Source organism: Psychrobacillus sp. FSL K6-4615 (assembly GCF_038008225.1).
Taxonomy (GTDB): Bacteria; Bacillota; Bacilli; order Bacillales_A; family Planococcaceae; genus Psychrobacillus; species Psychrobacillus psychrotolerans.
In genome coordinates, this window is the sequence record NZ_JBBOYQ010000001.1 from 1596450 (window position 1) to 1623009 (window position 26560).

Annotated in this window: 23 protein-coding genes and 1 other RNA gene; 21 read left to right on the plus strand and 3 right to left on the minus strand. The window is 35.9% G+C overall.

Annotated elements, in window-relative coordinates; genetic code table 11:
• Positions 1-9: 9 nt before the first annotated feature.
• Positions 10-1215: an MFS transporter gene (locus MKX53_RS07710; RefSeq protein ID WP_340910383.1), complete on the plus strand. Its 1206-nt coding sequence runs from the start codon at positions 10-12 to the stop codon at positions 1213-1215.
• A gap of 236 nt (positions 1216-1451) precedes the next feature.
• Positions 1452-2036 (plus strand): AAA family ATPase, encoded by a 585-nt coding sequence (locus tag MKX53_RS07715; protein ID WP_340910385.1) that lies wholly within the window; start codon positions 1452-1454, stop codon positions 2034-2036.
• Between the two features lie 42 nt (positions 2037-2078).
• Here MKX53_RS07715 and MKX53_RS07720 read toward each other — a convergent pair whose 3' ends face one another.
• Positions 2079-2300 carry a hypothetical protein gene (locus MKX53_RS07720; RefSeq protein ID WP_340910388.1) on the minus strand — a complete coding sequence of 74 codons (222 nt, stop codon included), beginning with the start codon at positions 2298-2300 and terminating at the stop codon, positions 2079-2081.
• A gap of 391 nt (positions 2301-2691) precedes the next feature.
• Between MKX53_RS07720 and dinG the strand changes: the two genes are divergently transcribed.
• From dinG to MKX53_RS07765, 9 genes are all read left to right on the plus strand, one after another.
• Positions 2692-5454, plus strand: a complete 2763-nt coding sequence (dinG, locus tag MKX53_RS07725; protein WP_340910390.1) for an ATP-dependent DNA helicase DinG — start codon at positions 2692-2694, stop codon at positions 5452-5454.
• Positions 5455-5475: 21 nt separating this feature from the next.
• The gene (locus MKX53_RS07730) at positions 5476-5646 is read left to right on the plus strand and encodes a YpmA family protein (RefSeq protein ID WP_093534627.1); all 171 of its coding nucleotides are present in this window, start codon (positions 5476-5478) and stop codon (positions 5644-5646) included.
• Positions 5647-5649: 3 nt separating this feature from the next.
• Positions 5650-6138 (plus strand): cell wall elongation regulator TseB-like domain-containing protein, encoded by a 489-nt coding sequence (locus MKX53_RS07735; protein WP_340762123.1) that lies wholly within the window; start codon positions 5650-5652, stop codon positions 6136-6138.
• 21 nt (positions 6139-6159) lie between these two features.
• Positions 6160-7455: an asparagine--tRNA ligase gene (asnS, locus tag MKX53_RS07740; protein WP_093534623.1), complete on the plus strand. Its 1296-nt coding sequence runs from the start codon at positions 6160-6162 to the stop codon at positions 7453-7455.
• A 40-nt stretch (positions 7456-7495) separates the two neighbouring features.
• Positions 7496-8206 carry a DnaD domain-containing protein gene (locus tag MKX53_RS07745; protein ID WP_340762124.1) on the plus strand — a complete coding sequence of 237 codons (711 nt, stop codon included), beginning with the start codon at positions 7496-7498 and terminating at the stop codon, positions 8204-8206.
• 9 nt (positions 8207-8215) lie between these two features.
• Positions 8216-8872, plus strand: a complete 657-nt coding sequence (nth, locus tag MKX53_RS07750; protein ID WP_340762125.1) for an endonuclease III — start codon at positions 8216-8218, stop codon at positions 8870-8872.
• Positions 8859-9152: a YpoC family protein gene (locus MKX53_RS07755; protein WP_340769013.1), complete on the plus strand. Its 294-nt coding sequence runs from the start codon at positions 8859-8861 to the stop codon at positions 9150-9152. Before nth ends, MKX53_RS07755 begins: the two co-directional genes overlap by 14 nt.
• A 244-nt stretch (positions 9153-9396) precedes the next feature.
• Entirely contained in the window at positions 9397-10584 is a 1188-nt protein-coding gene (locus MKX53_RS07760) for a YhgE/Pip domain-containing protein (RefSeq protein ID WP_340910392.1), read from the plus strand.
• Between the two features lie 73 nt (positions 10585-10657).
• Positions 10658-11206, plus strand: coding sequence for a PadR family transcriptional regulator (locus MKX53_RS07765; protein ID WP_340910394.1), 549 nt, complete (start codon positions 10658-10660; stop codon positions 11204-11206).
• Between the two features lie 95 nt (positions 11207-11301).
• On the opposite strand, the gene MKX53_RS07770 is transcribed toward MKX53_RS07765, so the two are convergent.
• Both MKX53_RS07770 and recU read right to left on the minus strand, forming a co-directional pair.
• Entirely contained in the window at positions 11302-13962 is a 2661-nt protein-coding gene (locus tag MKX53_RS07770; protein ID WP_340910395.1) for a PBP1A family penicillin-binding protein, read from the minus strand.
• 21 nt (positions 13963-13983) lie between these two features.
• Positions 13984-14583 carry a Holliday junction resolvase RecU gene (gene recU / locus MKX53_RS07775; protein WP_340910397.1) on the minus strand — a complete coding sequence of 200 codons (600 nt, stop codon included), beginning with the start codon at positions 14581-14583 and terminating at the stop codon, positions 13984-13986.
• A 183-nt stretch (positions 14584-14766) separates the two neighbouring features.
• Between recU and MKX53_RS07780 the strand changes: the two genes are divergently transcribed.
• From MKX53_RS07780 to MKX53_RS07825, 10 genes are all read left to right on the plus strand, one after another.
• On the plus strand, positions 14767-14922 hold the full coding sequence (locus MKX53_RS07780) for a hypothetical protein (RefSeq protein ID WP_175496162.1): 156 nt from the start codon (positions 14767-14769) through the stop codon (positions 14920-14922).
• Positions 14923-14997: 75 nt separating this feature from the next.
• Positions 14998-15366 carry a YppE family protein gene (locus MKX53_RS07785; protein WP_093534606.1) on the plus strand — a complete coding sequence of 123 codons (369 nt, stop codon included), beginning with the start codon at positions 14998-15000 and terminating at the stop codon, positions 15364-15366.
• Entirely contained in the window at positions 15359-17638 is a 2280-nt protein-coding gene (locus MKX53_RS07790; RefSeq protein WP_340913288.1) for a DEAD/DEAH box helicase, read from the plus strand. The genes MKX53_RS07785 and MKX53_RS07790 overlap by 8 nt, the downstream gene beginning before the upstream one ends.
• Positions 17628-18902, plus strand: a complete 1275-nt coding sequence (locus MKX53_RS07795; RefSeq protein WP_340910399.1) for a ribonuclease H-like domain-containing protein — start codon at positions 17628-17630, stop codon at positions 18900-18902. Before MKX53_RS07790 ends, MKX53_RS07795 begins: the two co-directional genes overlap by 11 nt.
• Positions 18903-18981: 79 nt before the next feature.
• Positions 18982-19278 (plus strand): cell division regulator GpsB, encoded by a 297-nt coding sequence (gpsB, locus tag MKX53_RS07800; RefSeq protein ID WP_093534602.1) that lies wholly within the window; start codon positions 18982-18984, stop codon positions 19276-19278.
• A gap of 144 nt (positions 19279-19422) precedes the next feature.
• An RNA gene (gene rnpB / locus MKX53_RS07805) (RNase P RNA component class B) lies at positions 19423-19806 on the plus strand.
• Positions 19807-19951: 145 nt separating this feature from the next.
• Positions 19952-21631, plus strand: coding sequence for a putative bifunctional diguanylate cyclase/phosphodiesterase (locus MKX53_RS07810; RefSeq protein WP_340913291.1), 1680 nt, complete (start codon positions 19952-19954; stop codon positions 21629-21631).
• Positions 21631-22758, plus strand: coding sequence for a THUMP domain-containing class I SAM-dependent RNA methyltransferase (locus MKX53_RS07815; RefSeq protein ID WP_093534598.1), 1128 nt, complete (start codon positions 21631-21633; stop codon positions 22756-22758). Before MKX53_RS07810 ends, MKX53_RS07815 begins: the two co-directional genes overlap by 1 nt.
• 56 nt (positions 22759-22814) lie before the next feature.
• Positions 22815-24716, plus strand: coding sequence for an ATP-dependent DNA helicase (locus tag MKX53_RS07820; RefSeq protein ID WP_340910400.1), 1902 nt, complete (start codon positions 22815-22817; stop codon positions 24714-24716).
• Positions 24717-24733: 17 nt separating this feature from the next.
• Positions 24734-26233, plus strand: a complete 1500-nt coding sequence (locus tag MKX53_RS07825; RefSeq protein ID WP_340910402.1) for a carboxypeptidase M32 — start codon at positions 24734-24736, stop codon at positions 26231-26233.
• The last annotated feature ends 327 nt before the right edge of the window (positions 26234-26560 follow it).

Consider the following 26560-nt stretch of genomic DNA (forward strand, 5'->3'; position numbering starts at 1 on the left):
AGGTGAAACATGGCAACATTTCTTTTAATAATAATCTATTTGGCTTTTATAAGTTTAGGTTTACCTGATTCATTATTAGGAGCAGCTTGGCCTGTGATGCAAGGGGACTTGGGGGCTCCACTCGAGACTGCTGGACTATTATTTATGACCATAGCATGTGGCACAATAATCTCTAGTCTTATTAGTGGAAGGATTCTCAAACGGTACGGGACTGGGAAAGTCACATTTGTCAGTGTATTAATGACCGCTGTTGCCTTGCTTGGATTTCATTTTGCTCCATCGATTGTTTGGTTAATGGTTTGTGCTGTTCCACTTGGATTAGGAGCTGGGGCTGTAGATACAGGGTTAAACGATTATGTAGCTGTAAATTACAAGGCGAGGCATATGAGTTGGTTACATTGTTTTTGGGGAGTCGGAGCTACTTTAGGTCCGATTATTATGGCTCAGTTTATATTAGGGGACAGTTCTAGTTCTTGGAGAAATGGATATTTTCTTATTGCAGCTATTCAGTTTGCATTAGTTATTATTCTTTTCTTCACCTTGCCTTTATGGAAAAAAGTAAAAGTAAAAAGAAATGATCGTTTACTAGAGGAAAGTGACGAGCTAAAAGATGTAATTAATGAAAAAGAGACTAATACAAAGCCACTTCAAACTAAAGGAGTAAAATGGGCTCTGACTACATTCTTTTTTTATTGTGGAGTTGAAGCAACTGTGGGTCTTTGGGGAAGTAGTTTCTTGGTAAATATTAAAGGAATAAGTGTAGCAACAGCTGCCGGTTGGATCTCTTTTTATTACGCAGGGATAACTGTTGGCAGATTAATAACAGGTTTTATCACTTATAAAGTTACCAACCTTACGCTCATTAGGTGGGGGCAGTTAATAGCATTGAGTGGTGCCATAATATTAGTTTTACCGTTACCGTCCGCTTTCTCATTTGTCGGATTTATAATTGTCGGATTAGGATTAGCGCCGATATTTCCGTGTATGTTGCATGAAACACCAACACGTTTTGGGAAAAAGCATTCTCAGACGATTATGGGCTATCAAATGGCGTTTGCTTATACGGGCACAACATTCATGCCACCACTTCTTGGTTTCATGGCTTCTCAGATGACTATTGGGATTTTCCCGATTGTTATTGTCATTTTTGCTGTAGCAATGCTATTAAGCTCAGAAAAACTTAATATAATACTAGGGAGGAAGAATGCATACTAAAGGAATGATCAAAATTCAAAATTCCATTATTTATAGCTAGTAGAAAATGAAATACATACTTCATTTTCTTTTTTGCAAAAAAGAGCTAATAACAGCTCTTTTTTTGTTATTTAGCAGTAAATAAAAGGATTTTTAGCTTAAAAGGTTGAATAAGTGTTGTATATAATAATTTTGGAACTTATGAATTTAGTAATGAGTGTAGTAAGTTGATCATTCATTAAAGAAAAGGTGATTTTATGATTATATGGATAAACGGGGCATTTGGTTCAGGGAAAACGCAGACTTCATATGAATTACATCGTAGGATTCCTAATTCTGTTGTCTTTGATCCAGAAAAAACGGGTTTTTTTATTAACAAAAATATTCCAACTGAGCTTAGTAAACCGGATTTCCAAGATCACAGTGTCTGGAGAGAACTAAATTATACTACGTTAAAATACATAGCGAGTGAATACAATGGGGTAATTATTGTACCAATGACTATTGTAAATCCACAGTACTTTGAAGAAATAATAACAAAGCTAAGAAAGGATGGTGTCGTAGTAAATCATTTTGTCCTTTGGGCATCCAAGGAAACACTAATAAAGAGACTGAGAAGTAGAGGAGAGAGCAAAGACTCTTGGGGTGCTTTGCAAATAGAAAGGTGTATAGAAGGCTTATCCAATGATATATTTAAACATCGTATTGAAACCGAACACATGTCCATTGAAAGAATAGCTGAGACCATTGCATCTATGTTAGACATCCATTTACTAGATGACAACAGAAGTAAACTGAGTAAAAGGTGGGACAGAATCAAAATTCAAATAAAACAGTTATAGAACTAATTTTATTCAAAAAAAAAAGAGACCTACTAGTTAGGGTCAATTTGTAAAAATATTATTCTCTATATATTCTACTACCGAATCTACATTATCGGAAGTTTCTGTCTTGTGATTGTTGGTATTGGTAACTTGAAATAGACTTTCTGATAAACTTACTGTAAATAAGGCTTCATTGTTGTGGTCATTGATTGTAATGGAGATTTTAGAATCTTGAAATTGTTGTAATGATAACAACATGTTTTTTAAATGTTGAGATGACATTTCCTCGAACTCCTCTCTAAGGAGTGACAACCTCGGAAGTCACTAATCCAATTGTGTACTGCTTGATTATACCACAGTTTATGGAAATTCCAATAATTACGACTATTCTGTTCTTTTCCTATCCTATTTTTTATAAAAGTTATTTAGAAACTCCAGGATTCGTATTAATATGGTCTATACTTCCAGATTGAATTAGGCTTTTTAGGATTGTTTAAAGATACTAATTCCTTTTTAAACGTATTTACGTAAGTATATGGAAAGAAATTGATCGGAACGTGATTTTAAGAATATTCCGTTTATCCATTTGTATCTTGTTTGAAAGTAAAAATTTCGTCACTGGAAAGTGAATGTGGTACAATTTTTTTAGAACAAAAGGACTGTGAGTTGAGGAATGATGGAAAATCATAAATATGCAGTTGTCGATATTGAAACAACAGGCCACTCATCGACGAATGGTGACCGTATTATTCAGCTTGCAATTGTATTTATTGAAAATAACAAATTGGTAAACACATATACGACTTTTATAAACCCAGAAAAGCCAATTCCTCTATTTATCCAGGATCTGACTAATATAGCGGAAAGTGATGTTGAAAAAGCACCATTATTTGAGGATATTGGAGCAAAGGTATTGGGTATGCTACAGGATCACATTTTTGTCGCTCACAATATTCACTTTGACTTACCATTCCTTCAGAAGGAACTAAAGAGAGTAGGTCTTCCAAACCTAGTATGCAAAACAATGGATACGGTAGAATTCACAAAGCTAATGTTTCCGAACCTTTATAGCTATAAGCTTCAAGATATAGCAAATGAGTTAGAAATCAATTTAGAATCTGCTCATAGAGCTGATGACGATGCTCTGGCAACTGCTTATTTGCTGATAAAATGTATCGATCAATTAATGAAGCTACCGCTAAAAACTATCGAATTATTACATAAACGTTCCTTTCAGTTAAAATCTAATTTATCTATATTATTTTTTGATGTACTTGTTGAAAAAAGAAAACAGGTAGTGTCAGAAGGTTTTCTACTTTACCGAGGGATTCCGATAAAGGAAATTTCTGATGAACAACATGAAGAAACCGATTCATTGTCATTTCCTGAAACACGGGACAAGAAAATTGAATTATTTAGTAAAAGTATCCCTAGCTTTGAAGAACGTGAGGGACAATTTGAATTGATGGATCAAATTCAAGCATCCTTAACAAATGAAATAGAAATAGTTTGTGAGGCCGAAACGGGAATTGGTAAAACACTAGGCTATCTATTACCTGCTGTCCTCTATTCATTCCAAAAGAAAAGACCTGTAATTATAAGTACATATACAACTCATTTGATCGATCAATTGGTGAGTGAAGAAATACCAAAGATCAACGCAATTTTAGAAACTAATGTGAAGGTAGCAACATTAAAAGGAATGCATCATTATATTGATCTGTATAGCTTTTGGCAGCAGGTTCAACTGGAAGATGAGTCATATGATGAAACCTTTACGATTATGCAAATTTTAGTATGGCTTACTTTAACTGAGGATGGCGATTTAACTGAGCTTAATGCCTCTGGTGGCGGCCAATTATTTGTCGATAAAATCAGAAGAGGAAGCTTGTCTAACAAAAAAGAAGTAGGAGCAAATGATTTTTATGAAAGAGCTCTTCGTAAAAGTGAAGACTGCCATATTTTAGTTACTAATCATGCAATGGTAATGACCGATCAAGAAAGAGAACAACCCATATTAACAGCTGGTTGTGCAATGATTGTCGATGAGGCCCATCAAATGATTCACGCTAGTATGTCTCGCGGTGAACGTATTTTCTCTTATACCAATTGGAAATATGTTTTAGGACAATTTGGGACACTTGATACCGAGCAATTGTTGCAGAAATTGGAGATTTTGCATGTTCCATTATCTATTCAAATTCAATTAGAAAAGCAATATGTAGAAACCATTGAGAAATTTGATAAGGCTGTTTCCTATGTAATTGATGCCTTTCTTCAGAAAAGTAAAAGGAACGGGAAGAGCACTAAAAAGACGGTAGCATTAGATGACCTGGAGTTAGACCAAACTATTTTCCGCTCCGTTGCAAATTCGATTCAGGTTTTCATCTTTTCTACCAAATCTATGATTGACTCATACAGTAAACATGTGGAAGACGAGAAAATACAATCATTTATCAATGAATGGCAATATTGGATTAGAGAGTTAGTCATTAAAGTCAGTGAATGGGATGAAATTTTCTTACAGAACAGAGTGACAGAGGCAAGATGGTTAGAAGTTGATACTCGGAGTATTCCTGGTAGCCTTACTGTTATAAAAAGACCACTAAATTATAGAGAAGATATTAAAAAAGCCTTAATGACGCATCGAGAAGTGGGAGCGGTTATTTGGACGTCTGGAACAATTACGGTACCTTCTAATAGGCATTTCATCACGACCCAACTCGGGTTGGGTACAGAAATACCTATCTATCAGTATAAAGCCGCTAGCGATTATTATAGTGGAGCGGAACTGCTAATTGTGGAAAATATGCCCGACATTAAACAGGTATCGCAAAGTGATTATATTGAAGCGGTTGCAGAAGCAGTGGTCCAAACGGTTCTTGTATCAGAAGGTAGATGCTTTGTTTTGTTTACCTCCCAAGATATGCTTCGTAAAACAGTGGAATTAATACAAGATACCCATTTGTTGGATGATTATATGCTTTTTGCACAAGGCATGACATCTGGAAGTAGGATGAGATTATTAAAGTCATTCCAGCGGTTCTCCAAATCAGTTCTTTTTGGGACGAATAGCTTTTGGGAGGGAGTAGACGTTCCTGGTGATGCCTTATCGGTTATCATTATGGTTCGGTTACCATTCTCTTCTCCAGACGATCCATTATTCAAAAAAAGAGCAGAATTGTTAACGAAAAATGGTCAAAATCCATTTTCTGCTTATTCTTTACCAGAAGCGGTGTTGCGTTTTAGACAAGGTTTCGGTCGTCTGATTCGATCATCTTCAGATAAAGGCGTTTTCATCGTCTTGGACAGACGTATTGAGACTAAGTCATATGGAAGAGACTTTTTACAGGCTATTCCTAATATTCCTGTTAAGAAAGTATCGCTAGAAAATATGGTCTTAGAGCTAGAAAATTGGTATACTGATGAAGGATGATTTTAGAAAGCGGGTTGGAATATGGAAAACAAAATAGAAACGCTATCAACTGTTATAGTTGACTACCAATCAGACTTATATAAAATAGTCGATGTATTGAATCGTACGCTTAAAGAGAAAGACTTAATGTTTGGGCTTGCTCTTGATAAGCAAGATGAAAATAAAGCGGTTTTCACCATTTATAGGACGTAACAGATGGGACTTAAAAAGTGGTTATTATTTATGGTTATTTTTGCATTAAGTTTAACGATTGTTATTAGCTTATTAATTTACTTTCAAGCCAAAGGTCCATTTTCTGAAGCAACGGATAAAGCAGAATCGTATGTTTTGGAGAACAATTTGCTAGCTCAGGTGGATAAAACTTACGTATATAACAATACTTCCACTTTTTACACCGTAATTGGTTCGACAGCTAAAGGGGAAGAAAAAGCATACTTTTTACCTCATGGGAAATCGGACGAAAAAATTATGGAAGTGAATCTGGAAGAAGGAATATCAGAGCAACGAGCAGTAGACTTGGTGATGAAAGATGTTAAAGATGGTAAGCTTTTACATGCTAAACTCGGTGTAGAAGAAATAGGGCCGGTGTGGGAAATAACCTATGTAAATGCAGAAGACAACCTCAATTATGTATATTTGTTATTTGATAATGGAGAATGGTGGAAGCGAATTTCGAACTTATAGTCAAAAATTTTGGAGGGTATAATGAAAAAAATCATGATTAAAGATATGGCCAACCATGTTGGAGAAACAGTAAAAATGGGCGCTTGGCTTGCTAATAAGCGCTCAAGTGGTAAAATTGCCTTTTTACAATTGCGCGATGGTTCTGGTTTTGTACAAGGTGTAGTAGTAAAAGAAGATGTTGGGGAAGAAATCTTCCAAACTGCAAAAGGTTTATCGCAAGAAACTTCTATGTATGTAATAGGTGAAGTGATTAAAGATGAACGTTCTTCTTTTGGATATGAACTTCAAGTAAAAGAAATAGAAGTAATTCATGCAGCAGTCGATTTCCCTATAACTCCTAAGGAGCATGGTACGGAATTTCTAATGGACAACCGTCATTTATGGTTACGTTCTAGAAAGCAACATGCCATTATGAAAATTCGTAACGAAATAATTCGTGCTACATATGAATTCTTTAATGAAAATGGTTTTGTGAAAATGGATCCACCTATTTTAACAGGTTCATCGCCAGAAGGTACTTCTGAATTATTCCATACTAAATATTTTGATGAAGATGCATATCTTTCACAATCAGGACAATTATATATGGAAGCAGCGGCTATGGCATTAGGAAAAGTATTTTCTTTCGGACCAACATTCCGTGCAGAGAAATCTAAAACTCGTCGCCACTTAATCGAATTCTGGATGATTGAACCAGAAATGGCTTTTGTTGAATTTGAAGAAAGCTTAGAAGTGCAAGAACAGTATGTTTCATTTATTGCGCAGGCAGTATTGAAAAACTGTACACTTGAATTAGAGCGTCTTGGTCGTGATACGTCTAAATTAGAAAATATTCAAGCACCATTCCCACGTATTTCATATGATGATGCTATTAAGTTTTTACAAGAAAAAGGCTTTGATGATATTAAGTGGGGAGATGATTTTGGATCACCTCATGAAACAGCAATCGCAGAAAGTTTTGACAAACCAGTATTTATTACTCACTATCCAATAGGCATTAAACCATTTTACATGCAGCCACATCCAGAACGTGATGATGTAGTTTTATGTGCTGATTTAATCGCTCCTGAAGGGTACGGAGAAGTAATTGGTGGTTCTGAGCGTATTCATGATTATGAATTGATGAAACAGCGTATTAAAGAGCATAACCTAGATGAATCCGCTTATGCTTGGTACTTAGATTTGAGTAAACAAGGGGCTGTACCACATTCTGGATTTGGATTAGGATTAGAGCGCACAGTAGCATGGTTTAGTGGGTCTGAGCATATCCGTGAATCTATACCGTTCCCACGTTTGTTAAATCGTTTATACCCATAAAAAGTAAATAGAAATTATATAGAGAGAAAGGAGTACGAGCATGCAAAAGCGAGATCGACTCCGTATCTGGACTGAGCAGGGAAATGTAACTATTTCCCAGCTTTTTTTTAGTCACTATAAAGCGATCAATATTAGAGATGAGGAAGCTATTCTTTTATTGCATTTAATCGCTTATGGAGAAGCAGGAAATCATTTTCCTACCCCACAGAATTTAGTGGAACGTACTTATTTTAGTGAAGATAAAGTAGTGACTATTTTGCAACGCCTTATGCAGAAGGGGTTAATACAAATAGAAAAGCATCTAGATCAAAATGGGATACATTATGAATACTATTCCTTTCATCTATTATGGGAGCTATTAGTAGATTATATGGAACAGCTACAAAACGATGATAAAGACCTTCACAGTAAAGAAGAGGAAGGGGATATATATAAATTATTCGAACAAGAATTTGGTCGATTATTATCTCCTATGGAATGTGAAACAATTGGTATGTGGTTTGACCAAGACAAACATTCTGTATCGCTGATTCGATTGGCATTAAAAGAGGCAGTACTTTCTCAAAAACTTAGTCTGCGTTATATAGATCGAATTTTATTTGATTGGAAGAAGAAAAATATTAAAACAGTGGAAGCTGCTGAAAATCAGTCCGCACAATTTAGACAGCATATGCCAGTTCAAAATCCAACGGAACAGCCATCGTCTAGTGTGAAGGTTCCATTTTACAACTGGTTAGAAGAAAGAGAGTAGGTGTAAACTTTGCTTACAAAGGTACAATGGCTCTACTGTTTAGATGAAATGGAGCAAATGTTCCCAGATGCACATTGTGAGTTAGTTCATGAGAATCCATTTGAATTATTAGTTGCCACTCTATTATCCGCACAATGTACAGATGTTTTAGTCAATAAAGTAACAAAAAATTTGTTTCAAAAGTATAAAAAACCGGAGGATTATTTAGCTGTATCCATTGAGGAATTACAGACAGATATTCGTTCGATTGGTTTATTTCGAAATAAGGCTAAAAATATACAAGCACTGAGTAGGCAGCTAATAGAATTGTATAACGGAGAAGTGCCGCCTGACCGTGATTTACTCACTACGTTTCCAGGAGTAGGTCGGAAAACGGCTAATGTTGTAGTTTCGGTTGCATTCGACATTCCAGCGATTGCGGTAGACACACATGTGGAAAGAGTTTCAAAGCGATTAGGTCTTTGCAGATGGAAAGATTCTGTGCTACAGGTGGAAGAAACGTTAATGAAAAAAACACCCATTGATTTATGGTCAAAAACGCATCACCAGCTAATTTTCTTTGGTCGCTATCATTGTAAAGCGCAAAACCCAAATTGCCCAGAATGTCCTTTACTCTCGGTTTGTAGAGAAGGGAAGAAGAGGATGAATAAGATTGTCCCACAATAATCAACGTTATTTCGATGAATGGGAAATAATGAGGGAAGAACTACTTCAGTTAATCCGAAATAAAGATCCGAAAAAAAGTGAGCTTATGCGAAAGGGTATTCATCAGCTAATGTATATACTTGATGAGACAGAAGAAGCAACACCTCTTAACTATATGGAACGCACTACATTTATCAAGTCCAATATAGATAAACATGTTGCTTTTGTTCAACTCGATGAGCTTTTTAAAGAAACAAAGAAAAAATTAGCGCGTATACGTGCACAATCCAAAAGCGAGTGAATCCAAGAGATTCATTCGCTTTTTTAAATTTTAGTAGAATTAGCTTAAGGGAGTATGACATCATCCTTCATGAAATAATGGAGAGCATCAAAAATGTGTCTATTTTAATAACATATACCATAGGGAAGGGAAAAGGCATAGTAAACATCTTTACTTTTATAATATAATAATTTAATATAGTTAAAGAAAAGTACTTTAATTGAAGTACTTTAATCGAAGTTTAGTTGAAGAAGGGAAATAAAGAATGAAATTCAAACAATTTTTAAACTTACAAGGCTTTAAAGCATCTATTTTTATGGGCATATTTTATGCTATAGCTATGCTATTAATTTTTCTATTAGGCTATTCAGCATTACCCGGTAATATGGATGAACTAAAAGTTGCGATTATTAATGATGATGCTGGTGAATCCGGTTCACAAATAGCGGAACAGTTGACCGAATCTTTACCATTTAAGATAGATACAGAGTTAACAAATGAAAAAGCTTTAGATAAATTAGGAGATAACAAGTATGCATTAGTTATCCATATTCCTGAGACATTTACAGAAAATGCTCAAAAAGGTGAATCAGCTCAAATTGATTTCACTGTAAACGAAGCATCAGCTACAATGGTTTCATCAGCAATGAGCTCAGTTGTAACAGAAATTAACAACCAGTTAAGTACAAGCTTCTCCACACAAACGGCTCATGGTGTATTATTAAATATGAATGTACCTGAAGAGCAAGCGACTGCAATAGCAGAGCAAATCGAAACGGCTTATGTAGGAAACTATGTCATCATGAATGATGTGCCAGATGGTATGCACAACAGCATGTTACCTATGTTCTTAACGATGGCTTGTTATGTAGGAGCAATGATTGCGGCAATGCAACTAGTAGGTGCCTTTAATCTTAGCCGTGGTAAAGCGTCTAAAGTAAAACTATTCACTTATGTACAAGGTTCAGCATTGATCATCGCAGTTGTTTCAACGATCTTTGCATTAATAGTGGCGTTTTCAATTGCAGATTTGGATACAAGTATTATATTCAAACTTGCAGGTCAACAAATCTTGTTATATATGGCGGCATTTAATGTATGTGCAATCTTCACATTCCTAATTGGTGAAGCAGGTATGATTATTAATATCCCTGTATTATTATCACAAACGATTGCGAACGGTGCGACAATGCCTCGTGAAATGATGTATGGTTTCTTTAACTTCGTTAGTCATATTTCACCTATGTACTATTCCGTACAATCGTATTATGCGGTTATGTTCGGTTCTACAGAACAATCTCCATTCTTATGGGGCTTAGTAGCTGTAGCAGCCGGAGCAATGATTATCAATATGATCATCGTGAGATTCGTTCACAAAGACGTACCATTGGATGTAATAGCAAGCGCAAATACAAGCGTTCCAGTAAATGCTCAGCCAATAGTAAATAATTAATAATAAAGCTTCAATCATATTACATGGTTGAAGCTTTATTACTTCTAATGTAAATTAAGTATGGAGGTGTATTATGTCAATCCAAATTTATATTTTAAGTAAGTTAATGGCAGAGGATAATTATCCTTATAAATTAAAAAAAGAATTATCAGATCCTATTCCATTTGATAAAATAGGTGATTTAACAGAAAGCAAACTATACTATCATTTCGAATCTCTTTCAAAGCAGGGACTAATCCAGCAGGTAGAAGTCATCAAGGAAGAAAATCGACCAGATAAACAGGTTTATACCATAACTGAAAAGGGTCGTGAAGACCTGCCTAAAAAAATATATGAACTATTTGAAAAAGCAAATAAGCTAGCAGAAGTGATCGTTGGATTAATGTTTTTACGTTATGTAGAGAAATCCCACATTATTCTTATTTTGGAGAGAAAGCTAGAAAGCTTGCACTCGAAGCAGTTACAATTAAAAGATATCTATAGTCACATTCACGTAGAGGATACTGTGCAGGAAATGGTGGACTTTGCTGATGGTTATATCTCCGATACGATCATAAATGAAATTACTTGGCTCGAAAACTTAATTGCCAAATTGAAAAATAGGGATATATATGAATCTTGAGATAGTATGTGGAGAGCATTGCACTTAAATAGCCTAAATCTAACATAAATAAAGAAGCAGATCTTGACATTAGTCAAGATCTGCTTCTTTTATTATTAAGGGGTTGTTCCGGTATCATCATTTTCTCCGGTTTCTCCAGTACCTCCAGTTGGAGGGACAGTCGATCCATCATCAGGCTTTTCTGTTCCTGCACCAGGACCAGGACTTGCACCACCTGCACCAGGATCTGTCCCTGGATCTGACCCATTACCGTTGTTACCATTGCCGTTATTGTTTCCATTTCCATTACCGTTGTTGCCATTATTGCCATTATTATTTTCATTACCATTATTCGAGCCGTCTGGATTTTTTGGCTCTTCTTCAATTGGCTCAATTTCATCTAATTCTTCTTCAACTTCAGCATCTAACGTTAATTGTACGGAAACACTTTCACTTCGGATACCGTCTGAGACTGCGGTAACGCTGAACATATATGTGCTTCCTGGAATAAGACTTTGTATGATTAATCCTTTTTGTTTAGTCGTTTCAATTAATTCATTGGCTCCGTTATCTACCTTAACGGCAACTTCAAATTGAACTTCTGTTTCTAAATCTTCTTGTTCAAAATCCCAAGATAATGTAGCAGTAGAAGCTAGCTCATCATAATCCACAGAAAGATTGGATGGTGAATTCAATTCGAGTTGTTCATATTCCTCAGAAACTGCGGTTGGCTCTGTGCCTTTTACAAATAGTTCCGTCAGTTTTAGTTCGTCAGGTGTATATTCACTTGCTAGTTTAAGAGGGCTTGAGCCTTTTTCAATTGTGGCTTCTACGACAGAACTTGGTTTCTTAAATTTCTCATTCGCTGTGTCTGTAGAAATGTTAGCCATAACTTCATGGAAAATATTTTGAGGAAGATTACGTTCCTCATTCGTTGTCATTGGTGTTTTCATCTCTGGATATCCAGACCAAATAGCAATTGAGTAGTCTGTTGTGTATCCAGCGAACCAAACGTCAGGAAAGGCGCTACTTGGTAGGTCCCATTTATTCATATCATCTTTACTATAATTAGATGTTCCTGTTTTACCAGCAATGTCTAACCCGCTGACATCTGCTCGCTTACCGGTACCTTTTGTCAATACATCACGTAATACATCGGTAACCATATAAGCAGTAGAATCTTTCATAACTTCTTTAGATTTTGGTTTATAATTTTTTTCTGTCTTGCCATCACGATATACAATTTTATTAATGGAGTATGGCTCTGTATGAACTCCACTATTTCCGAAAGCTGCATAAGCACCGGCCAATTGAATAGGGGACATTGCCTTAGAAGTACCGCCGATTGCGCTACTTTCTGTTATATTCCCAAGATCAATTCCAAAGCGATCTATAAATTCTGCGGCATTCTTTGTACCTACTTCTTGCAGTGTTTTTACTGCAGGAACATTTCGAGAATTATACAACGCTTCTCTAAATGTCATCTTACCTTTGTATTTACCATCGAAGTTTCGTACTACTTGTTCAGTTCCCGTATAGGTAATTTTTTCGTCGGTAATTGTTTGTCCTGTTGACCAACCTAGGTATTCTATAGCTGGACCATAATCAATCAGTGGTTTAATCGTCGAGCCAAGTGAACGTGTTGTCATGTCCTGAGCAAAGTTAAAGCCTCTGTCAGCTCCATAATTTCTACCACCACCAACAGCTGCAATAGCACCTGTTTTCGTATCGATTACTGATACGGCTGACTGAATATCTTCGGTAGGGAACATATCAGAGTTTAATGTTTTCTCTACTTGTTGTTGAGCATTTGGTTGTAATGTCGTGTAGATGGTAATTCCTTCAGAGATAGCACCCCCATCTCCATTTGCTTCTAATTCATTTAAAACGATATCTATGAAAGCATCATATTTAGAATCTTGTTTAGCAACTCGTTGATCTTCCGGTAGTAGTGCCTCTTCAATAGGGACAGCTTGAGCTGCTTTCATTTCTTCCTCTGTAATTTTGCCGTGTAGATTCATCAAATGTAATACAACATTTCTTCGATCTTTTGTAAGTTCTGGGTTTTTAAACGGGTTAAACGCATTTGGACGTTGTGACATACCTGCAAGAACTGCGAACTGATCCAAAGTAAGGTCTTTTAAGTCTTTGCCATAGAAATGTTGAGCTGCTGTACCATAACCGTAAATTCTTCCAGACATTAGCACTTTATTAAAGTACATTTCAAAAATTTCTTCTTTTTGATATTTTCTCTCAAGCTTTATGGAAAGATAAGCTTCTTGGGCTTTTCTTTTTAAAGTTTTTTCATTTGTAAGAAACGAGTTTTTTATGACCTGTTGTGTAATCGTACTTGCTCCTTGATCCCCAAAACCATTTGTGAGGTTAGCGAGTACGGCTTTCCCTAAACGTAATACATCGACACCGAAATGATCGTAAAAACGAGCATCTTCTGTAGCGATAATCGCATCTTCCATTTGCTGTGGAATATCGTCATAAGCGACATATTCTCTGCTCTCCGCCCCAACTGTTGCGAAAAGATCACCGTTAGCGTCTAACAATTTTGGACTAATCGGATCTTTTAATGAAGTTTCATCGAGCTCAGGGGCACTGCTAGCATAGAAGGCGAATAATGACCCTCCACCTATAAGTCCGACGACACCAATAATGACAATGGTTAATAAAATTCTTTTTATCCACATTTTAGCTGGTGTTTTAGATTGTTTCTTCTTTTGTACTTGTTTTCTTCGTTGTTCACGAGTCATTTTTTGCTCACTCATAAACGTCTCCTCACTTTCACTTTATACGTTCAAGTCATTAACTATTTTTATATAATCAATTCTTGGTGCATATCTTGGAGTAATTTCTATTGCATGTGATTCCATTTCAGATATGGCAATAGACTTTCTTCCTCCTGTTAGCATTCTATCCCAAAACAATGATAATTGTTCAAATGGCAAACAAAAATAACGATCTAATGCAGAAAAACGGACGAGCAAAAAGGTAATCCCTAGTTGTTTAGAAACCTTTCGCATATGTTCTACCTGATGAAGATGAATATTTTTTAAGGGAAACGCTGTTCTATTTTCCGTTTCTTTTGCTTCAAAGTCAATATATCTCCCTTTATATACTCCATTAAAATCGGTAGTAGAAGGAGTGCGATAGTAAGCTTCTTTAATAACAGCACTACTCCTTGAGGGATAATCTACTTTGACGACTTGAATAGGTATCGGCTTTTTATGAATAACAGCTATATCCTGCGCAATATAATATTCATTTGCATCACTAATTTCGTCCTCTAACGTCTTACCCCTATTGCTGAATGAGTAATCCTTTTTCTTTTCTTTTTTTGCTTGGATCACGGGGACATACGCTTTTCCATTTGGATAATGAATAGCCAAAATAATCACCTCTTTATGCTATTAGTTTATCACAAGTAGATTAGACGAACAGCTATTAAAGAAGGTTTCATATTCCGAAATGTCGAGTAGGCACTTGTTTTGTCTATCGAGAAGATGCTTTGTCATACAGGAAGGAGAGTAAATAAATCCAGCGAATAAATACTAAAAAAGGGGGACTATAAAATGAACAAAATTGAAAGATTAATAGATCAGTTAGAGCTTCTAGAATTTTTATTGGAAACGAGATTAAATGACGAGCAGGATAAATTTGAAGAGGATTTTAGTAAAAACTCATTTCGATTATTAGGCAAGCTAGAAAAAATTGAAAACAAATTGTAAGGAATGTACGTTCGCTTAGAACTAGTAATATTAGTGTGAATTTGCTAAACTGTAAATAGAATGCGAGGGATCACTTTGTCATTATTAAAGCTTAGCAACCAACTAATGAAAGAATGCGATGATTGCATTTTACGTTTTCATCAATATAGAGAACTTGATAAAGAGCCAGATTTTTTTATAGATGTAAAACCACATGCATATAAAATAGATGAGATCTGTCTGGAATGGGAACAATTGGTCCGGAAATGGATTCAAGTGAAACGTCCAAAATATGTCCACCCAAGCCAAATTGACTCATTACTTGAATCCATGAAACAGTTTATCGTGCAATCTTACTATAAAGGGACAAGCAAAAAAAGATTTCTTTCGTCTGTCCATTCATCCAAATACACGCTAGAAACAATTATTCAAGCTATTAAGGAAGTAGGGGATGAATATGCTTGAAAAACAAAGCATTCATCAATTATTAGATGCGTGGAAAGTGGATGAAAATCGCTTTCCACAAATTGAACGTATTCACACAACCGAAGAAAAAGAAGCAATTTATGCTCCATTTCCAGAGACAATGCATTCGTCCATTCAAAAGGCACTAAAAAGCCGTGGTGTAAATCAGTTATATATACATCAGCGACTAGCCTTCGATTCAGCATCATCCGGTAAGTCATATACAACGATCACTCCTACAGCCTCTGGAAAGTCACTTTGTTATCATCTCCCAGTACTACAATCGATTATGGAAGATCCAACCTCACGGGCAATCTATCTATTTCCAACAAAAGCATTAGCACAAGATCAAAAAAGCGATCTAAATAATTTGATTGAAGCAACAGGGGAAGAAATACTAAGTTACACATATGATGGTGATACAGCCCCGGGTATTAGACAAAAAATTCGGAAGTCTGGACATATAGTCTTAACCAATCCTGATATGTTGCATTCGGGTATCTTACCACATCATACAAAATGGGTTACTCTATTTGAAAACTTAAAATATATTGTGATAGATGAAATCCATACATATAAGGGTGTTTTTGGGAGTCATGTTGCACATGTTATAAGACGTCTGAAAAGAATTTGTGCATACTACGGAAGCAATCCACAATTTATTTGTACTTCTGCGACCATCAAAAATCCAAAGGAACTAGCTGAAAATTTAACGAATACACCTCATGAATTGATCAACCAGAACGGTGCACCAGCGGGGAGAAAACATTTCATATTTTATAATCCTCCAATAGTCCATCCAGTTTTTAATGTGAGAAGGAGTGCCGTTTTAGAAGTTAGAGATTTGGCACAGGAATTATATGTAAATGGTATTCAAACAATTGTTTTTGCGAAGAGCCGTGTGCGAGTAGAAATGCTTGTGACGTATTTACAATCCTTAGTTAGTAAAAAGATTAATGATCAAACAATAAGAGGTTATCGGGGCGGTTATTTGCCTTCGGAAAGAAGGACTATTGAAAAGGGACTAAGAGAGGGAATAATTAGAACGGTTGTTAGTACGAATGCATTAGAGTTAGGAGTCGACATTGGACAGCTGCAGGCGTGTATTATGACGGGATATCCAGGGAACATTGCTAGTGCTTGGCAACAAGCTGGACGAGCAGGTAGACGACAGGATGAAGCACTTATTATATATGTGGCCGGGTCTACAGCTCTTGATCAATATGTAGTAAAACACCCTGAATACTTTCTTGGACAATCTCCAGAAGAAGTAAGGATTCATCCGGATAATATGATAATTTTAATGGATCATTTAAAATGTGCCTCCTTTGAATTACCTTTTTCACCTGCCGATATGTATGCAGAATTTTCTATACAGGAGTTACTAGCATTTCTTGAAAGTGAAGGTGTCCTTTTAAAAACATCAGAAAAATGGCATTGGATGTCTGATAGTTTTCCGGCGAGTAATATAAGCCTACGTTCCGCATCTCAAGAGAATGTTATTATTATCGATCAATCAATTCCAACTAAAACTAGGGTTATTGGTGAAATGGATCAATATAGTGCGATGACATTACTTCACGAAGAAGCTATTTACTTACATCAGGGAACTCAATTCCAAGTAGAAATTTTAGACTGGGAAGAGAAAAAAGCATTTGTGCGAGAAGTCGATGTCGATTATTTTACAGATGCTAATATAGCAATTGAGTTAAAAGTATTAAGCGAAGATAGAGCAAAAGAAGCTGACATTGGGATACTTCGATTCGGTGACATTATAGTGTTAGCACAACCAACTATATTCAAAAAGATTAAGTTTGATACACATGATAATATCGGTTCTGGTCAAATCCATTTACCACCAATAGAATTACATACTTCTTCTACCTGGTTTAGTTTTGATAAACCAGACGGTTGGAAAGACACTTTGTTGTCAGACGCAATGACAGGGGTTTCTTATGCGTTACATGCTTTTATCCCGCTATTTATTCATTGTGATGCGAAGGATATCCATGTTGTGCCTCAGGTTAAATCGATTCACGGAGAAAAACCGACTTTTTATATGTATGATAGTTATCCAGGTGGAATCGGTCTCTCTGAAAGAATGTTTGATCTTTGGAATGAGTTAGTACCAAAAGTAACAGTTCAGGTAGAGAGTTGCTCTTGTATGCATGGCTGCCCTGCATGTATTGGTGCTCAAGACGCGGAGTTGAATCTAAAGGAAGAAGTGATTAAGTTACTTCATTTATTGCAGGTGGACCGCCATGTCGTATGAAAAAAAACTCATGCAAATGAAGAATTTAGTGAAAAAGAAGCCAATTGAAGAGGTAGTAAAAAAGGAAGAGTTAGAAATGGCGCTTCCCTTTTACGTTGAACCATGGAAAAATGCAGGGTTAAAATTTATACAAGAAGAAAAAGGATTTTACTTTGTAAAGGAAACTTTTTATCCTTTGGGGCATATACATGGGAATATTGGGCTTAATAAACTACAACAGGCAATAAAGTTTATGCAGGAAGTCTATCCGACGCATCCTTTAACTATTACTAAAGAAAGTCCCTTTTGTTTTTATGATACAGAAACGACCGGGTTAAAAGGTGCGGGAGTACTTATTTTCTTAAACGGAGTGTTAAAGGAAGTGGAGGATGGGTTCTTGCTTACTCAATTTGTGCTAGCTGATCCAGGTCAAGAGGTAAGTTTCTTAAAGGCGACTGATTTTTGGGTAAACGAACAGACTATTATTACGTATAACGGGAAGAGTTTTGACCTTCCCCAGCTGCTATCAAGATGGACGATGAATAGAAACGATTTACCACGATTAAAGCACCATCATCAAATTGACTTAATGCATTCTTCTAAAAGAATTTGGAAGGGTGAATTAGAGCGTTTTAAGTTAAAGCAAATAGAGGAAATGAAGCTTGGATTTAAAAGAGAAAATGATATACCTGGTCACCTAGCACCAATAATCTATTTTGATGCAGTGAAAAGTGGTAATCCTATCAATTTGATGAAGGTATTAAAGCATAATGAATGGGATATTTTATCGCTTGTAACGCTTTATATTCTCTCCGTAGAATTACTTCAAGAAAAAAATGTAGTTGAAACAGCCACAACTTATACTAATATCGCTAAATGGTTTAGAGATTTAAAAACGATGAATACAAGTATGGATTGGTTTACTTTTGTCGTAAATAATTTTTCTGCAGAAGAGACTAGTATTGCTTACTATTTCGTAGGTCTCCATTTAAAACGAGCTCGTTCTTACGAGGACAGTTTGAAAGCGTTTGAACAAGCATTGAAAGAGATTTCCGGGAAATATCGTATAGAAGTTTATATTGAGCTGGCAAAGCTATTCGAACATCAAGTAAAAGATTTCCCAAAAGCTTTAGAAATGACGCAGCAGTGCATAGAATATGAAGCAAAACTTAATAAAGACGTACAGTCTCGCTTGAAAAAGGAACTTACTAAGAGAGAAATGAGAATAATTCGGAAGTTAAATATTTCCCGGGAAAGCGCAGAACATAACAAAAAACGCATATAAACGGCTGAAAAAACTCCATTATTCGACACCGATATGCTATAATATGAGTAGCGAATTGTTGATGGAAGGAAGATACCATATGGAATTTAAACTAAAGGCATCTGATATATTAGAAAAAGAATTTAAAACGGGTTTAAGAGGTTATAACCAAGAAGAAGTAGATGTTTTTTTAGACGATGTTATTCAAGATTACGAGGCTTATGAAAAAAGAATTGCACAACTCCAATTAGAAAATAATAAACTAAAAGAACAACTAGAGGAAATGCCAAAGAGAACACAAGCTGTTGCACCGCAAACTGGAGCAACTAACTTTGATATTTTAAAGCGTCTTTCACATCTAGAAAAACATGTTTTTGGTAGTAAATTGTACGAATAATTATTACTAAGTCTGCTATAGATATAATCGCTCTACTTGTAGAGTAATCGGGCATGACTTACGAAAAAAGATGCTAAAGGCAATTTGGCATAATCTTATATTGAAAAACTTTGGAGATTCGTATATAATGGAAATACCACTTATATATTCGGGCAATCGCTGCAATGCTAGACATTGTAGAGGAAAGTCCATGCTCACACAATTCTGCGATGAATGTAGTGTTCGTGCTTAGTGAAAAAATAAACTAAGGTAGCTATTAATAGCTAACGGCGGGATGAAGGCCTAAGTCTTAGGATATGGCTGACAATCTCTGAAAGTGCCACAGTGACGGAGCTGTATAGGAAACTATACAGGTGGAACGAGGTAAACCCCACGAGTGAGAAACCCAAATTATGGTAGGGGCATTTTCTTGAAGGAATTGAACGGATAGAAAAACAGATTTCATCTGTAGATAGATGATTGCCGTCCACATACGTACGAGGTAATGCACCGTTTGAGTACCGTGGAAACAAAACATGGCTTATTGAGTGTATGAGTGGCTATATTTAATAACTAAGAAGCTCTCCATTAACGGAGAGCTTTTCTATTATATGAATAATTTTACTGAATTACGTAATAGGGGAGGTAAAAGATTCTGAAAAAACAACCACCCGAACGTTTACAGAGCTTTTCAATTGAATTATTGGAACAAATTCTTCAGTCAACAACTGAAGGTATTATGATTACAAATGAAAAAATGCAAATTACTATGGTAAATAATGCTTTTGAGACACTTACAGGTTATCGGTCATCTGAAATCCTCGGGAAATATCCAAACATATTACAATCCGGGAAACAGGATGCCGATTTTTATAAAGTAATGTGGTCTAAAATTCGCTCCTATGGATCATGGAGGGGCGAGATTTGGAATAGACGAAAAAATGGAGAAATATATCCAGAAATTCTTTCTATTTATAGCGTATTTGATAAACAAGGGCAGCTCACCAATTATTACGGGGTTTTTTCCGATATCACTATAGAAAAAGAGACGGAAAAAGAACTTGAAGAACTAACTCAATCCGATTTATTAACCAATATTCTGAATCGAAATACTTTTAATGAATTATTATTTGGGAAAGTAAATAATTCGATACATAGTCATGCTATATTATTTATTGATTTAGATCGGTTTAAGCAGATAAACGACACCTTGGGGCATGAAGTAGGTGACCAAATATTAATAGAGGTTACTAACAGAATAAACTCGATAGCTGGTTCTTCCGATATTTTTGCTCGTTATGGTGCAGACGAATTTGTCTTTTCTAGATTCAACATAGAATATCAAAAAGAAGCTGCAAACTTGGCTAAGGATATTACAAAGCTCTTTAACAAACCATTTCTCATAAATGATACAGAAGTATATGTCACTGCAAGTATAGGAATTAGTATTTTTCCGCAAGATGGTAAAGATATTGAGAAATTGATAAATAAAGCAGACAAGGCAATGTATTTTGCAAAACAAAATGGTAGAAACCAATATGCTTTTTATTTTGATGATTTAAAGAAAGACTCTAAACGAATAATTGGACTAGAAGCAGAGCTCAGAAAAGCTATTCAAAATAAAGACTTTTTCATTCACTATCAACCAAAAATCGGGTTAGCTAAACAAGATATAATTGGGGTAGAAGCTTTAGTAAGATGGAACAATGTTAAGTTAGGTTTTGTCTCACCCGCTGAATTTATACCAATTGCGGAGGATACTGGTCTAATTATTCCTTTAAGTGAGGTAATATTAGAAAAAGTTTGTTTGGATATACTGGAGTCAAGATCTCAAGGGAAGATACATATATTACCGGTGTCCATTAATGTCGCATCTGTCCATTTTCAACAGGATGATTTTATAGAACGTATAAATTCTATACTAATGCAATATAATTGTAGTCCGCACCTATTGGAATTAGAGCTTACAGAACGTACAGTGATGAAGGATTCAGACGATATAGTAAATAAACTTGTTAAACTAAAAGCAATGGGTTTTAAAATTTCAATTGATGATTTTGGAACTGGATACTCATCTCTAAGTTATTTGAATAGATTCCCACTAAATTATTTGAAAATAGATAAAAGTTTTATTCAACAAATTACTAACTTACAAGATAAGCAAGCTATAGTAGAGACAATCATATTAATGGCTCATCGGCTGCATATAAAAGTTGTAGCAGAGGGAGTAGAAACGATAGGTCAAGTAAAGCTTTTACAGCAAATGGGCTGCGATATCATTCAAGGATATTATTATAGTAAACCATTAGCGGCAAAGGAGCTTATGGATTTTATCGAGTTATGGGAAATTTATAGACAGGAAAGGAATATATAATGACAACATTTAAATTAGTAGCAACGTCAGCTATGGGATTAGAATCAATCGTTGCAGATGAAGTAAAAGCATTAGGATATGAAACAACAACGGAAAATGGCAAGGTTTATTTTGAAGGGGACGAGCGTGCAATTGCGCGTGCAAATATTTGGTTACGTGTTGCAGACAGAGTTAAAATAGTAGCTGCTCAGTTTCCGGTAAAAACCTTTGATCAACTGTTTGAAGGCACAAAAGCTGTACAATGGGAAAAGTATTTACCTGTCGATGCAGCATTTCCGGTTCAAGGAAAATCAGTCAAATCAACATTATTCAGCGTACCAGACTGTCAAGCAATAGTAAAAAAAGCAGTAGTGGAACGCTTAAAATTAGCACATAAAAGAACTGGTTTTTTAGATGAATCTGGAGCAACATTCAAACTGGAAATAAGTATATTAAAAGATATAGCTACCATTACAATAGATACAAGTGGTGCAGGTCTTCATAAACGTGGTTACCGCCATGGACAAGGGGAAGCACCACTAAAGGAAACACTTGCCGCAGCTTTAGTGAAAATTTCTAAATGGAATCCGAACCGACCATTTGTAGATCCTTTTTGTGGATCCGGTACTATTCCGATTGAAGCAGCAATGATTGGACAAAATATTGCACCAGGGTTTAATCGCGATTTTCATAGTGAAGCATGGCCGTGGATGCCAAAAACAGTTTGGGAAGAAGTACGTAATGAGGCAGAATCATTGGCTAATTATGATCAAGAACTTCAAATTTTCGGTTCAGACCTTGATCCTAAAATGATTCAAATTGCGGAACAAAACGCATTTGAATCTGGATTTGGTGATATAATCACATTCAAACAAATGCATGCAAAGGATTTTACTACATCTTTGACAGATGGAGTAATAGTTAGTAACCCACCTTACGGAGAACGTATTGGTGAAGTGGAAGAAATCGAGCAGGTTATTGGTGAACTAGGGTATTTAATGAGCCAGTATCCTTCCTGGTCTGTCTATATGTTATCGTCTATGGAAAACTTTGAGAATGTATACGGTAGACGTGCAACTAAGAAGCGTAAATTATTTAATGGATTTATTCGAACGGACTACTATCAGTTCTGGGGTAAACGTTCATAACAGTAAGGGGGACTAGTTCCCCTTGCTGTTATATTATTATTTAAGGGAGTTTTTAGATGAAGCAAGCTTTACCATTCCAACTTTCAAAAGACCGTTCTTTCTTCGAATCATTAGGAGACTGGATGGGTGATGTATTATATGATGAATTACCCGAAAAAGGTTTTGAGTGTCGCGACGAACAGATTTTCATGGCATATCAAATTGAAAAAACGTTAAAAGAAAGAAATGTGCTATTTGCTGAAGCAGGAGTAGGTACTGGTAAAACCATTGCTTATTTGCTTCCGGCTATTGCGTATGCTCGTTATTCGGGAAAACCGGCTTTAATCGCATGCGCAGATGAAACGCTAATTGAACAACTTGTAAAAGAAGCTGGAGATATTTTTAAACTTCAAAACTATTTAGATATAAAAATTGATGTGCGATTAGCAAAATCACGTGATCAATATTTATGTTTGAAACGATTAGAAGAAGCACAAAAAGATGATGATAATGAATATTTCTTAGAAGAAATTGAAGATCAAGTTCCGGACTTTGTATATGCACATTCATCTATGCAAAAAATTTATCCATATGGAGAGCGCAGTCAGTTTGCTGGAGTAAGCGATGAGGATTGGCAGAAAGTTAATTATCATCCAACTCAGCAATGTATGGTTTGTGATTTGCGAAATCGTTGTGGACAAACAATTCATCGCCAGCATTATCGTGAGTCTACAGACTTAATCATTTGCTCACATGAATTTTTAATGGAGCATATTTGGACAAAAGAATCTCGTATACGTGAAGGTCAAATGCCATTATTACCCGAGGTATCAATGGCCGTATTAGATGAAGGGCATTTACTTGAATTCGCTGCTCAAAAAGCTTTAACGTACGAAATTCAAAGTGAAACACTTATTCGATTACTGGAAAAAGTAATGGTTGACGGTGTGCGAGAAAAAACATTGAACTTAATGGAAGTTCTCCAAGAATTACACGATAAAATGTTTGGTTTGTTACGTATTGGTAGTAACATGGAAGAAACCGACCGCATGAAGGTTGATAAATCTGTAGAGTTAATGGAATTATGTAAACAAGCTATTCGGGTAACCGACAGCTTGTTAGAGGAATTTGTATTCGAGTCAGAGTTATATACGATTCCGGAATACGAGCTACGTATGGTAGAAGAATTTTTAGAGCAATACACATTCTCTCTTCGTTTATTCACCGAAAAAGGGGACGGAATTGAATGGTTAGAGATCATTGATGGTTATGAAACGTTAATCATCATGCCAAGATTAGTTACGGATATCTTACATGAAAAATTATTTACATCTAAAATACCAATTGTCTTTTCTTCTGCTACATTATCTATAGAAAAGGACTTTACGTATATTGCAGATTCTTTAGGAATCGAAAAATTCCAATCGTTCTCTGTGGCATCTCCATTTGATTATGACGAAGTGATGAAGATATACACGGAGGAAATGGAACAGCAAGAGAAGCCTTATCATGTGGAGAAACTATTAAATAACCCAATGCAAACCCTTATTTTGTTTAAATCCAAAGCAGCAATGGCTTCTTTCCGAGCTACTATAGGTGATAGAAGCGATATCGTCTTTGAAGGAGATCGGGAGCTTTCAACCATTGTAAAAGAATTCCAAAATGGAGAATACTCCACTTTATGTTCCTATCATCTTTGGGAAGGGTTAGATTTACCTTTAGAAGCCTTAACCAGAGTTATAATTTACGATCTACCATTTCCACCTGTAGATCCACTATTTGATGCAAAACGTTCTTTCTCTAACAATCCATTTGAGGAAGTAGAATTGCCATTTATGCTTTTAAGATTACAACAAGGTATTGGGCGTTTGATCCGTACATCTAGTGATTACGGGGAAATTCATTTATTGTTAAATGAAGAAGAAGCATTACAAGAAAGTAGATTTACAGGGGTATTACCTACACCAATTTCGAAATGAATCAAGGGGGAATAGAAATGTCTGTAGAACAAAATTTTTTAGATTATGTGAAGAAAATTGGTGCTTATCAAGAAGCATTAGGGGTGCTTTATTGGGATATGCGTACTGGTGCTCCGAAAAAAGGTATTGATCAGAGATCTGAAGTTGTAGGAGTACTTGCAACGGATGTATTTAATTTATCGACTTCAGACGATCTTAAAGAATTACTAGACCAGATGGAACATGAGCTGGATTCTGTAAACGAAGTAAGTAAACGTGTGTTTGAAGAAGTAAAAAAGGAATATAATCTCAGCAAGAAAATTCCAGCAGATGAATACAAGAAATTTGTTATTCTTCAATCTAAATCAGAGTCTGTTTGGGAAGAAGCAAAAAACAACAATGATTGGTCTATGTTCCAACCATATTTAACTGAAATGGTTGCTACGCTAAAGAACTTTGTAGAGTATTGGGGAGTTACAGATAACAATCCTTATAATGTATTGTTGGACCAGTATGAGCCTGGCATGACGACTGAAATTTTAGATCAAGTTTTTAATGAACTAAGAGAAAAAATTGTGTCGTTATTAAAGCGCATTTCAGAATCTCCAAACCAGCCAAAAACAGATTTCTTGTTCCAATCTTTTGATAAACAAAAACAAGAGTCCTTTAGTTTAGATATACTAAAACAGCTTGGATATGATTTTGATGCGGGAAGATTAGATGAAACAGTGCATCCATTTGCTACTGGATTAAATAGAGGTGACGTGCGCATCACGACTAAGTATGATGAGTTCGACTTCCGTTCGGCAATATTTGGTACTATTCATGAATGTGGTCACGCGATATACGAGCAGAATGTTGCAGAAGAGTTAACAGGTACACCACTAGCGGGTGGGGCTTCAATGGGTATTCATGAATCTCAATCACTGTTTTATGAGAATTTTGTAGGACGTAATCCAAAGTTCTGGGAACAAAATTATGAAAAGCTACAAAGCTATTCACCTGAACAATTTGGGGAAGTTCCTGTGGAAGACTTTCTTCGAGCTATCAATGAAGTAAAACCTTCTTTAATCCGAATCGAGGCGGATGAGCTGACATATGCTCTTCATATTATGATTCGGTATGAGATTGAAAAAGGATTGTTTAACGGTGATTTGAAAGTAGAAGATCTCCCTGAAATTTGGAATTCTAAGTACGAAGAATATTTGGGTGTTAGACCATCTACTAACGCAGAAGGAATTTTGCAGGATGTCCATTGGGCTGGAGCAAGTTTCGGTTACTTCCCATCCTATGCTCTTGGTTATATATATGCATCTCAATTTAAAGCGGCGATGCTAAAGGATATTCCACAGTTTGATAGTTTGTTAGAACAAGGCCATTTAGCACCTATCAAGGAATGGCTTACACAAAACGTGCATCAGTATGGTGCTCTTAAAAAACCTTTAGATATTCTGAAAGCAGCAACAGGTGAAGGTCTTAACGGTAAATACCTTGCTGATTATTTAGAAGAAAAGTATACAAAAATCTATAACCTTTAAATAATAGGTGACCCAAGCGATGATGTTGCTTGGGTCTTTTTAAAAGATTAAGAAACTATAAAAAAATTGCAGTATAAACACCGGGTTTACAGAATTTTTAAGATTGAATAATACTGATTTCCGTTCAGGTGGGGTTCATAAAATGCTATGTGCACCATGTGGCAACGCCTTCGTGCCCTGTTGGCCTTCCGAGGGGTTTGCTTGCTAAAGACCCTGGACTGAACATAACGAGGGGAGCAGCTGAAGCCATGCCCATGGAAAGCGTCCGCCGGGAGCGGATATCAACGGCATATCTACGTTTCAATTATTAGAAGACTGGGCGTTTTT

Coding starts and splice junctions, on each gene's coding strand:
- MKX53_RS07815 (WP_093534598.1), top strand. CDS start 21,631: ATGACAACATTTAAATTAGTAGCAACGTCAGCTATGGGATTAGAATCA.
- MKX53_RS07730 (WP_093534627.1), top strand. CDS start 5,476: ATGGAAAACAAAATAGAAACGCTATCAACTGTTATAGTTGACTACCAA.
- MKX53_RS07795 (WP_340910399.1), top strand. CDS start 17,628: ATGTCGTATGAAAAAAAACTCATGCAAATGAAGAATTTAGTGAAAAAG.
- MKX53_RS07745 (WP_340762124.1), top strand. CDS start 7,496: ATGCAAAAGCGAGATCGACTCCGTATCTGGACTGAGCAGGGAAATGTA.
- MKX53_RS07720 (WP_340910388.1), bottom strand. CDS start 2,300: ATGTCATCTCAACATTTAAAAAACATGTTGTTATCATTACAACAATTT.
- asnS (WP_093534623.1), top strand. CDS start 6,160: ATGAAAAAAATCATGATTAAAGATATGGCCAACCATGTTGGAGAAACA.
- gpsB (WP_093534602.1), top strand. CDS start 18,982: ATGGAATTTAAACTAAAGGCATCTGATATATTAGAAAAAGAATTTAAA.
- MKX53_RS07820 (WP_340910400.1), top strand. CDS start 22,815: ATGAAGCAAGCTTTACCATTCCAACTTTCAAAAGACCGTTCTTTCTTC.
- MKX53_RS07735 (WP_340762123.1), top strand. CDS start 5,650: ATGGGACTTAAAAAGTGGTTATTATTTATGGTTATTTTTGCATTAAGT.
- MKX53_RS07790 (WP_340913288.1), top strand. CDS start 15,359: ATGCTTGAAAAACAAAGCATTCATCAATTATTAGATGCGTGGAAAGTG.
- dinG (WP_340910390.1), top strand. CDS start 2,692: ATGATGGAAAATCATAAATATGCAGTTGTCGATATTGAAACAACAGGC.
- MKX53_RS07780 (WP_175496162.1), top strand. CDS start 14,767: ATGAACAAAATTGAAAGATTAATAGATCAGTTAGAGCTTCTAGAATTT.
- MKX53_RS07765 (WP_340910394.1), top strand. CDS start 10,658: ATGTCAATCCAAATTTATATTTTAAGTAAGTTAATGGCAGAGGATAAT.
- MKX53_RS07825 (WP_340910402.1), top strand. CDS start 24,734: ATGTCTGTAGAACAAAATTTTTTAGATTATGTGAAGAAAATTGGTGCT.
- MKX53_RS07760 (WP_340910392.1), top strand. CDS start 9,397: ATGAAATTCAAACAATTTTTAAACTTACAAGGCTTTAAAGCATCTATT.
- MKX53_RS07770 (WP_340910395.1), bottom strand. CDS start 13,962: ATGAGTGAGCAAAAAATGACTCGTGAACAACGAAGAAAACAAGTACAA.
- MKX53_RS07715 (WP_340910385.1), top strand. CDS start 1,452: ATGATTATATGGATAAACGGGGCATTTGGTTCAGGGAAAACGCAGACT.
- MKX53_RS07710 (WP_340910383.1), top strand. CDS start 10: ATGGCAACATTTCTTTTAATAATAATCTATTTGGCTTTTATAAGTTTA.